The sequence below is a fragment of the Parafrankia irregularis genome (assembly GCF_001536285.1).
GTDB classification, from domain to species: domain Bacteria; phylum Actinomycetota; class Actinomycetes; order Frankiales; family Frankiaceae; genus Parafrankia; species Parafrankia irregularis.
The window spans coordinates 1-8391 of sequence record NZ_FAOZ01000065.1 but is presented as its reverse complement, the minus strand read 5'-3'; the positions used below and the strand labels follow the sequence as shown (position 1 = coordinate 8391).

General features: G+C 72.7%; 5 protein-coding genes. 3 read left to right on the top strand and 2 right to left on the bottom strand.

Annotation, left to right across the window (positions count from 1 at the left end):
• The first annotated feature begins 243 nt into the window (after positions 1–243).
• Positions 244–1776 carry an MFS transporter gene (locus AWX74_RS38440; protein ID WP_091287364.1) on the top strand — a complete coding sequence of 511 codons (1533 nt, stop codon included), beginning with the start codon at positions 244–246 and terminating at the stop codon, positions 1774–1776.
• A gap of 22 nt (positions 1777–1798) precedes the next feature.
• Here AWX74_RS38440 and AWX74_RS38435 read toward each other — a convergent pair whose 3' ends face one another.
• Together AWX74_RS38435 and AWX74_RS38430 are read right to left on the bottom strand one after the other, a co-directional pair.
• Positions 1799–4987, bottom strand: a complete 3189-nt coding sequence (locus AWX74_RS38435) for a sulfotransferase family protein (protein WP_091287361.1) — start codon at positions 4985–4987, stop codon at positions 1799–1801.
• A gap of 88 nt (positions 4988–5075) precedes the next feature.
• On the bottom strand, positions 5076–5930 hold the full coding sequence (locus AWX74_RS38430) for a siderophore-interacting protein (RefSeq protein ID WP_091287358.1): 855 nt from the start codon (positions 5928–5930) through the stop codon (positions 5076–5078).
• 302 nt (positions 5931–6232) lie between these two features.
• Here AWX74_RS38430 and AWX74_RS38425 point away from each other — a divergent pair, with 302 nt between their 5' ends.
• Together AWX74_RS38425 and AWX74_RS39760 are read left to right on the top strand one after the other, a co-directional pair.
• On the top strand, positions 6233–7177 hold the full coding sequence (locus AWX74_RS38425; protein ID WP_091287354.1) for a toll/interleukin-1 receptor domain-containing protein: 945 nt from the start codon (positions 6233–6235) through the stop codon (positions 7175–7177).
• 140 nt (positions 7178–7317) lie between these two features.
• Complete coding sequence (locus AWX74_RS39760; RefSeq protein ID WP_131799660.1) at positions 7318–7536, top strand: hypothetical protein; 219 nt, start codon at positions 7318–7320, stop codon at positions 7534–7536.
• Positions 7537–8391: the final 855 nt, after the last annotated feature.

The window sequence follows — 8391 nt, the reverse complement described above, 5'->3', positions numbered from 1 at the left end:
TGGTCACCAGCCATCTGCGCACCCGCCTCGCTGAGGTCGTCGCTCATTGCTGCCTCACGTTCCCGTCTGCGTCGAGAAGGTCTTCGGCCGGAGTTCCCCGCGGCGCACCTCAGGGACGCCGCGCGACCGTGTCAAGCACGTGTCGAGCACGGCGACGGCGGAGCGGGAGCCCGCCGCGGCCATCAGCATAGCGATCGATCGTTCGCTATTGAAGTGCGAACGTTCGGTCGCTAAATTGCCGCCATGAGCTCCCGAGCCCCTGCTCCCCCATCCGCACGGACGCCGCTCCTGCTCGCCTGCGGCGGCTCGTTCCTCGCCTTCCTCGACGCGATGATCACCAACCTCGCGGTGCCGGACCTGGCGCACGACTTCGAGGTCGGCGTGACGTCCGTGTCCTGGGTGGTCACGATCTACGCGATCCCCCTCGCGGCGCTGCTCGCACCCGCCGGGCGGCTGGCCGACGTGCTGGGCCGCCGGCGGCTGTTCCTCATCGGCGCCACCGTGTTCACGGCCGCGTCGCTGCTCGTCGCCGTCGCCCCGGTGTTCGCGGCCCTGCTGGTCGGCCGCGCGGCCCAGGGAGTCGGCGCGGCACTGCTGATCCCCGCGTCGTTCGCGATCGTGCTCGCCGACACCGCACCGGAACGCCGGGCGGCGGCGATCGCGCTGTGGAGCGCCTCGGCCAGTCTCGCGGCGGTCCTCGGGCCGGTGGCCGGCGGAGTCCTCGTCGACGCCGTCGGCTGGCGGGTGCTGTTCTGCGTGAACGTGCCGCTCGGAATCTGGCTGCTCGCCCGCGCCCGGCAGCTGCCGACCGCCGCCCCCGCCCCAACTCCAACCCCAGCGCGCCCCCAGACGGCCGCCGCCCAGCGCGGACGTTTCCCGGACGCCACGGCGACAGCACTGCTCACCGGTGGGATCGCGGCCCTCGTCCTCGGGCTGACGGAAGCCGAGCGGTGGGGCTGGGCGGACCCGGCGACGCTCGCCTGCCTGGTCGGCGGCGCCGCCGCGACACTGGCGGCCATCGGCCGGTCCGCGGGCCATCCGAGCCCGGCGATCGAGGTCGGCCTGTGGCGCAACCGCACCTACGCGGCCGCGAACGCGGTCTCCGCCCTGTTCGGCGCGTTCCTCTTCGCGTCGCTGCTGCTGGGCGTGCTGTTCCTGGTGAGCGTCTGGGGCTACTCGGCGCTGCGCGCCGGGCTCGCGATGACGCCGGGAGCCGTGTTCTCCGCGCTGGTCGGGTTCACGATCAGCCGATCGAAGCGGCAGGCGTCACCGCGGGTGCTCGTCGTCGCCGGCGCGCTCACGCTGGCGGCGACGGCCGGCGCGCTCGCGCTGTGGCTCCCGGCCGAGCCGAGCTTCCTCACTGTGTGGCTGCCCGGCGGGTTCGGCCTGGGCCTCGGGATCGGCGCGATCTCCGTCGGCTCGTCGAGTGCGGCGGCGCTGTCCGTCGACCCGACCCGCTTCGCCGCCGCCGTCGGCCTGAACATCGCGGCCCGCCAGATCGGCGGTGCCCTCGGCATCGCGGCACTGGCGATGCTCCTCGAGAGCCGCGCCGGGAGCGATCCCCTCACGCCCTACGAGCACATCTACTGGCTGATGGCGGCGCTGTCCTTCGCCGCGGCGGGTGCCGGCCTCCTGCTGCGCCCGAACCGCCCGGAAACCACAACCGTGCCCACACCGCCGCCAGCATCGCCGTCGGTGGCGGCTGCGGCTGCGTCGGCATCGGCGTCGGTGCCGACACCGCCGCCGGTCCAGAACCTGGCCGACACGCGGCCATGACGCCGTGCGCACCCGGCTGCCGCTACCGGACGTCCGCCGGGAAACGGGCGTCGCACGGTGCCGCCGTGGGAGCACAGGTACCCACGACGCTCACCTGACTGGGCGAGTCGAAGGCGGTGGTGAGGTCCTCGACCCGCAGCAGGACGGCGGGGGGCCGGCCGACACCGTTGCCGTCGAGCTGGATGGTTCCGTAGACGCCGGGGTAGTCGGTGCTGGTGCAGGCTCCGGCCGCCGGGCCGCGCAGGCAGCCCAGGATCCGTCCGCGGGCGTCCGACGCGGTGGGCGGAACACCCGCTCGTATCAACGCGTCGTTGATCAGCAGGAGTGAGTCGTAGCTGAACGCTGCCCATCCGCCGGCGAGCCAGCGGTCCTCCGGATGGGCTCCCGGCCCCGCGCAGCGGCCCAGGTAGGCGCGGATGTCGTCGTAGAAGTCCAGCTGCTGTCCGCCGGCGCCGGCGCCGGCGTCACCGGCGCCGGCCATTCCCGCGCAGGTCAGCGTGCGGCCACGGTAGGCGATGAGCACCTGCACGCCGTGCGGCACGTGGCGGGCCAGTTCCCGGTCCGCCAGGAAACGCCCCGCGGAGTCGGAGACCGCCACCTGCGGCATCCTGGATCCGCAGGCGAGACGAAGTGCCTGGGCGAACTCGGCGAAATCCGTGTACCGCCCGCCGAAGAAGACCACAGGGCGCCCAGCACCGGACGTCTCCTCCGTAGCCGTAACCGTGCCCGGACCTGAAGCCGAAGCCACTCGGGGTTGGACGTCGGGTGTCTCCGGCGGGCAGGCGACGCGGGCGGTCTCGGAGAGCGGCCGGTCCGACGACCACGGTACGAGGGAGACCGGCACCTGCGGTGCGGCCGGGCTCGGGTCTGCCACCGCCACGGGCGCTGGCGGGCAGGTCGACCGCGCCTTCCCCGGACCTGCGGACCCGCCGGAGAGCTCCTGGACGTGTGACGACGGGCGCCGCCGCCACACGTCGCAGTACAGCGAGGTCAGATAGAGATCGTCGGCGGCCGGCTCGGTCCGCGATGCGTCGGTGACCGGAAAGAAGAAGGCCAGCGGCTCGTTCCGGTTGCGGGCGTACTCGTAGATCAGCTGGACCTGGTCGTCGTTGGTGGAGTTGATCTGAAAGAACATCGGCTGCGGGCGGGGCGTCACCGCGCCCGCGGCCGCGCTCAGGAGCGCGGCACCGGTCAGGGAGGCGCCGGGCGAAGAGGAACCGGGCGAGGAGGTACCAGCCGGGGAGGTGCCGGGCGCGGCCGTGGCGAGGTCGTCGTCGCGCCCGACGGCGCGGGCGAGAGGCTCCCCGAATCCGTCCGCGCTCATCGTCGGGCTGATCATCGGGACACCGGCGGCGCCGAGCGACGCGCCCAGGGCGTCCTGCACCTGCGCCATGCTGTTCACGGTGATGACGGCGGCGGCCAGCGTCGGGTCCGCGGCGAGCTGCCGCAGCTTCTTCGCCAGGGTTTCCAGATGTCTGCCGATGGCGGTCTCGGTGCCGGGGCGGACCGTGAGGTCGCCGGTGTTGACGATGGCGAGACGCACGTACGGCAGGTGGGTGCTGCGCGCGCTGTTTATCCGCCGCTGTGCGGCGTAGGCGCCGGCCAGGCCCTCGTGCTCGGCCACCACCGACCGGATCGCCCTGGTGGGGGCGGCGGAGGTGAGAGAGGTGATCAGCGCGACCGTGACGAGTGGGCGCTGGGCGCCGGCCAGCTGTCGCACTCTCTTGTTCTCCCGGTAGATCAGGTTCTCGTCGAAGAGGTCGGGAGTGTCGTCGGGGCCCGGCTGGCGCACGGCGAGCCGGTCGGCGACGGCGGACACCGCCCCGCCGGCGACGTTCCCGGCGAGCTGGCTCCAGCCGAGGCAGGTCCGGTAGCCGATCCACTCGTCCCCGGCGCTGTCGGTCGACAGGTCCTGCTCCGAGCCGGCCATGGGCCGCAGGCAGTAGGGCTGGCTGGGGCTGCGCTGGATGTACAGCGCCGTCGCCGTCAGGACGGACACGAGGGCATACGCGGTCAGCCGGCGCAGCCGCGGTCGGGCCCGCCGCGGCCAGGCAAGGGCGAGGAACGCGAGGAACCCGCCGGCCAGCCGGGCACGGCAGCGCCTGGCGAAGCGCAGGCGAACCACCGCCCCCGCCGCGGCCCCCGCCGCGGCCCCCGGCCGCCGCCATGCCGGGCCCGGCAGGCTGTTCCACCAGGTCACGACGGCCGCGGGCAGGCCTCGCAGGGCCCTGCGACGCGCCCGCAGCCAGGAACGGCCCTGCGCGCGTCGCCGCCACACGGCACGGATCTGCTGGTCCACGGTCACCGGCATCGGATGGTCGGTCACGACGATCGCCGAGGGCCGGCGAGCGGCAGCGACGATCCACCACATCCACCGGGGCAGCCGTGGGGAATGCCAGCGGAGGTACTCGTCGAGCAGGACCGGCCGCCTGCCGTCCGCGGGCGTGGCCACGAGCAGGACCGGCAGGCGCCCCGGCACGTCACGTGCGCGGAACCAGCCGGTGGGGAAGAAGCGGCGCGCGTCGTACCGAAGGTCACGCAGGAGCGCCTGTGCCAGTTCCTGTTCCGTCGGCACTGCCCGGATGCCGCCACGGGCCAGTCGCCACAGCCCCGCGAGCAGCCGTGCGGCGATGAGCAGCATGCCTGTGCACAGGCAGACGGCGCCGAGGTTGTACGCGAGGTCCCCCTGGCCGAACTCCCTGACGTCGGCGGCGCTCATCAGGGAGGCGCCCAGGCTCGCGAGACCGAGCCACAGCAGGACGACCGGCTCCACCGCGTGCTTCCACCGCTCCCGCCGCGCGGCGATCCGCCGCCGGTCGAGGAGATCCTCTGCCGCACCGGCTCCGCTGCCCGGCCCACGGCCGGCTCCGCCCGATCCACCGCCGGCTCCGGCCGGTCGCCGCAGCGCGGCGGTGAGATCGTCGTACCGCCGTGTGTCCGGAGCCGCCGTGCCCGCCCCGCGCAGCGCCTCGTCGATCGCGTCCTGGACGCGCAGGTCGTCGGCCGGCGGCATCCGCACCACCCAGGCGCCGGGCACCGCGGCCGCGACCGCCGCCGCGAGCTCGTCGGACACGACCGGTGCCGAGACGACCGGGCGCGCTCCCCACCACCACCATCTGCCGCTACCGCTGCCGCTACCGCTGCCGCCAGCCAACGCCACGACGTCGCGAACGACGTCCGGTACATCGCGCCGATCTGGTGAACCCGCCACTCCCCACCCCACCCGTGGTCACGCCAGGTGCATGAATGGGCACTTTAGCGGCAGGCGCCTCGTCACCCTGAGCGCGGCCAGGGGCGCACTAGCCCAGGGCGAGGTCTTCCAGAACGTCGGGATCGGAGACGTCCCGGCCCGCCGCCACGGCGTCGTCGTAGCGCTGGGCGGCCTGGGCGTCGACGTCGTCGGAAGTGACTCCGGCCTTCCAGTAGGCCGCGGCGCGCAGGTCGTCACGGGCCACCCCGAGATCGGTGAGCAGCACCCGGCGGATCGCCCGCACCTCCCCCGCCTCACCGGCGACCCAGGCGAGCGCGCCGCCGCGCGGACGGGGCAGTGCCCGCACCCCGTCGGTCAGCCTGCCGGCCGGCACCCAGCGCACGTCGTCGCCGGGCCGGTCGGGCAGGAGTTCCCGGTCGGCCGGGGCGGCGCCGCTGATCACGATGGCGGCTCGCTGCTCCGGCGGCAGGGCGGCGACGATCGCGGCGACCGCCGGCAGGCCGCAGACGTCGGCGGCGAGAATCGTCAGCTCCGGCAGCGCACCCCCGACCTGCGATCCGACCACGAACTCGATGCGCATCCCGATGATGCCGGCGACGTCGCCGCCCGCCAGGTCGTCGAGCCAGCGGGCCACCAGGCCGGTGCCATGCGAGTGGACGTCGAAGGTGAGCCGGCGGGTGTCCGGGTCGAACGAGCGCACGGTGAACGCTCTCGACAGGCCTGGACCGTCGTCGCCGTCGTCGTCGCCCGCCCCCGGCGGGAACAGGCGGAAGGCGTCGGCGGGCGTCGGGTCGGTGTAGGCGGCCAGGCCGGCTCCGACGACGGTCACCCGGCGGAAGGACGGCGAGACCTCGGCGACGGACTCGACCTCCACCGAGCAGTCGAGCAGGCGACCGGCACGGTCGGCACTGCGGGAACGGATCGCCTCACGCAGGCTGGGCATCGCGTCAACACCCCTCATCTTCGGCTTAGGTAAGGCTAACCTAGCCAAAGCTGGGGCGCGGCGGAATACGAACGAAGCACACGCCACGACGTAACAGCGCAGGTCATCGGCCTCGCACCGAGATCAGGCCCGCCCCATCCACGCTTGCCACCCACCGGCCGTAACCCGTCATCCAGCGTGCCCGCTGCCCGGGTCGCTAGAGTCGATTCCGGTGATCAGAACGGCAGCGTGCGTCCACCCACGGTCCGGGTCCGCAGGGGCCCGCAACAGCGGTCGGAACACGGTGACGGAACGGGGGCGAAGTGGCGGCACCAACTGACCTCAAGGTGATCAGAGCGCTGGCGGAGGAGTTCTCGGACCCGCTGGAGGCGAAGACCCTTGTGGAGCGCGCGGAGCTGCGACGGGGGCGGCAGCCCGGGTGGCAGACCGGGAACGCGGAGCTGTTCTGGTCGGAGGTGCACCGCCTCTTCAAGGGCGGCGCGGTTCTGGGTGGCTGGCCGAAGCTGCTGCGCGAGGCCCACCTCGAACGGCCGAGCAACCCTGTCATCACCGCGGCGGCAGCCGCGGCAGGCATCCCGATCGCCTCCGCGCCCGGCGATGCCGGCGCCGCGACGGACGGCAGCCCTGGCTCCGGTTCGACGAGCACAGCTGGTTACGCAGGCGGTACAGCCGATTCAGCAGCCGGTACAGACGGTTCGGCGACGGGCGCTGCCGGTTCGGCAGCAGGCACGGCCGGGGCAGGTCGGCCCACCACGGCCAGCGGGCGGGCGACCGACCCCGACAGCGACTGGGACTTCTTCATCTCCTACACCGGCGCCGACCAGGGATGGGCGGAATGGATCGCCTGGCAGCTGGAGGAGGCGGGGTACCGGGTCTACCTCCAGGCCTGGGACTTCGTCGCAGGGTCGAACTGGATGAACATGATGACCAGGGGAATCGAGCATTCCCAGCGGACCATCGCGGTGCTCTCCAGTGCCTACATGACCTCGGTATGGGGGGCGGCCGAATGGCAGGCGGCGCTGCGTCACGACCCTGACGGCTTCAAGCGCAAGGTGCTTCCCGTCCGGATTGAGAACTGTCCGCGACCCGAACTGCTGGAGGGCGTGGTCTCCGTCGATCTGTTCGGTCTTGTGCGGGATCAGGCGAAGGAACGTCTCCTCGACACCGTCACGAGCGTTGTCGCGGGCCGGAAGAAGCCGGCCACCGAGCCGGACTTCCCACCCGACGGACCGGGTTCCACGCCCTGACAGGCACACCGCGAGGGGTTGCGGCTCCCTCCCGGGTGCCGCGCACTATCGGCGACGTGTGACCTGCACCCTCCCTGGATTCCTTATCCCAAAGAGCCCAGATGTGAACAGGATCGGGCCAACTTCAAGCGGATCCGCAGGTGGAGCCCGCGGGCGGAGACCAGGTTGATGGACCGTCCGAACAGATCGGTGAGGTAATCGGCGAGCCGCTCGATGACCCAGCCCAGACATCGAACCGGCGCAAACATATACAGGATGCCGATGTCGATATCGCCGCATCCCGCGCGGCCGACGTCGTCACCGCAAGGGACGAAGGCTGCGCGTCCGATACACAACGGGACGCGATTCATGCTCCATGACTGATCCGCCGTCCTAGAATCGGCTACATCGCGGCCAAAGATGCTGGCCACGGCTGACGGCCTCACGGTCGAACACGGGGGATCACATGACACGGGCAGTCGACGCATGCCTGAAATGGCCTTATCGGGACCTGGACCACTACCGGCCGACTCACGGCGAGGCACTGGTGTGACATGCGGTCGGACCCGGTGCGCACGGCGTTCCTGGCCGGGCTGGTGCCGCTCGTCGTCCTGCTGGTCGTGGTGGCGGGGATCGTCGGATCGTCCCGGACGCGGGTGGCCGCTGAAGGTTTGACGCCCCTGGCCGTCGCCTCCACCGCGGATTCGACTCCGACGGACAGGCCGTCGGACAGCGAGTCGCTCACCGGCGCTCCGCCGTCCGCGTCCACGTCCACGTCCCACCAGACGGCTTCGACCAGCGCAGCGTCGGGGCCAGCCCACGGCGACCAGCCGCGGCCCGGTTCCATCACCTCGGCGGTGCGCCCCGACGATGACATCGCCGAAGGGCCGGACCGTCCAGGGCACACCGCGCCATCTGGGGCAGGGCCTGGTGACCCTCAGCCGGAAGGTTCCGGGTCGAGCGGCAGGAGCGCGGGCGGGCAGGAACCCGCGGCCGGGGGCAGCCCTGGCGAAACGACTTCTCGACCCTCGGCGCCCGGGGCCACCGACCGCCCGGGTGAAACCGCGCCCGACGGGCCGAGCGAAGGTACCGGCCCCGGAGACAGCCCACCCAGCGGCAGCCAACCCACCGGACCGGGCGACAGCGGCCAACCCACCGGACCGGGCAATGGCGGCCAACCCGCTGGGCCCGGTAACAGCGGCCAACCCACCGGACCGGGCAATGGCGGCCAACCC

Bases quoted from the DNA above. Each gene is read 5' to 3' on its own strand.
- AWX74_RS38440 (WP_091287364.1), top strand. From the start codon at position 244: ATGAGCTCCCGAGCCCCTGCTCCCCCATCCGCACGGACGCCGCTCCTG.
- AWX74_RS38430 (WP_091287358.1), bottom strand. From the start codon at position 5,930: ATGCCCAGCCTGCGTGAGGCGATCCGTTCCCGCAGTGCCGACCGTGCC.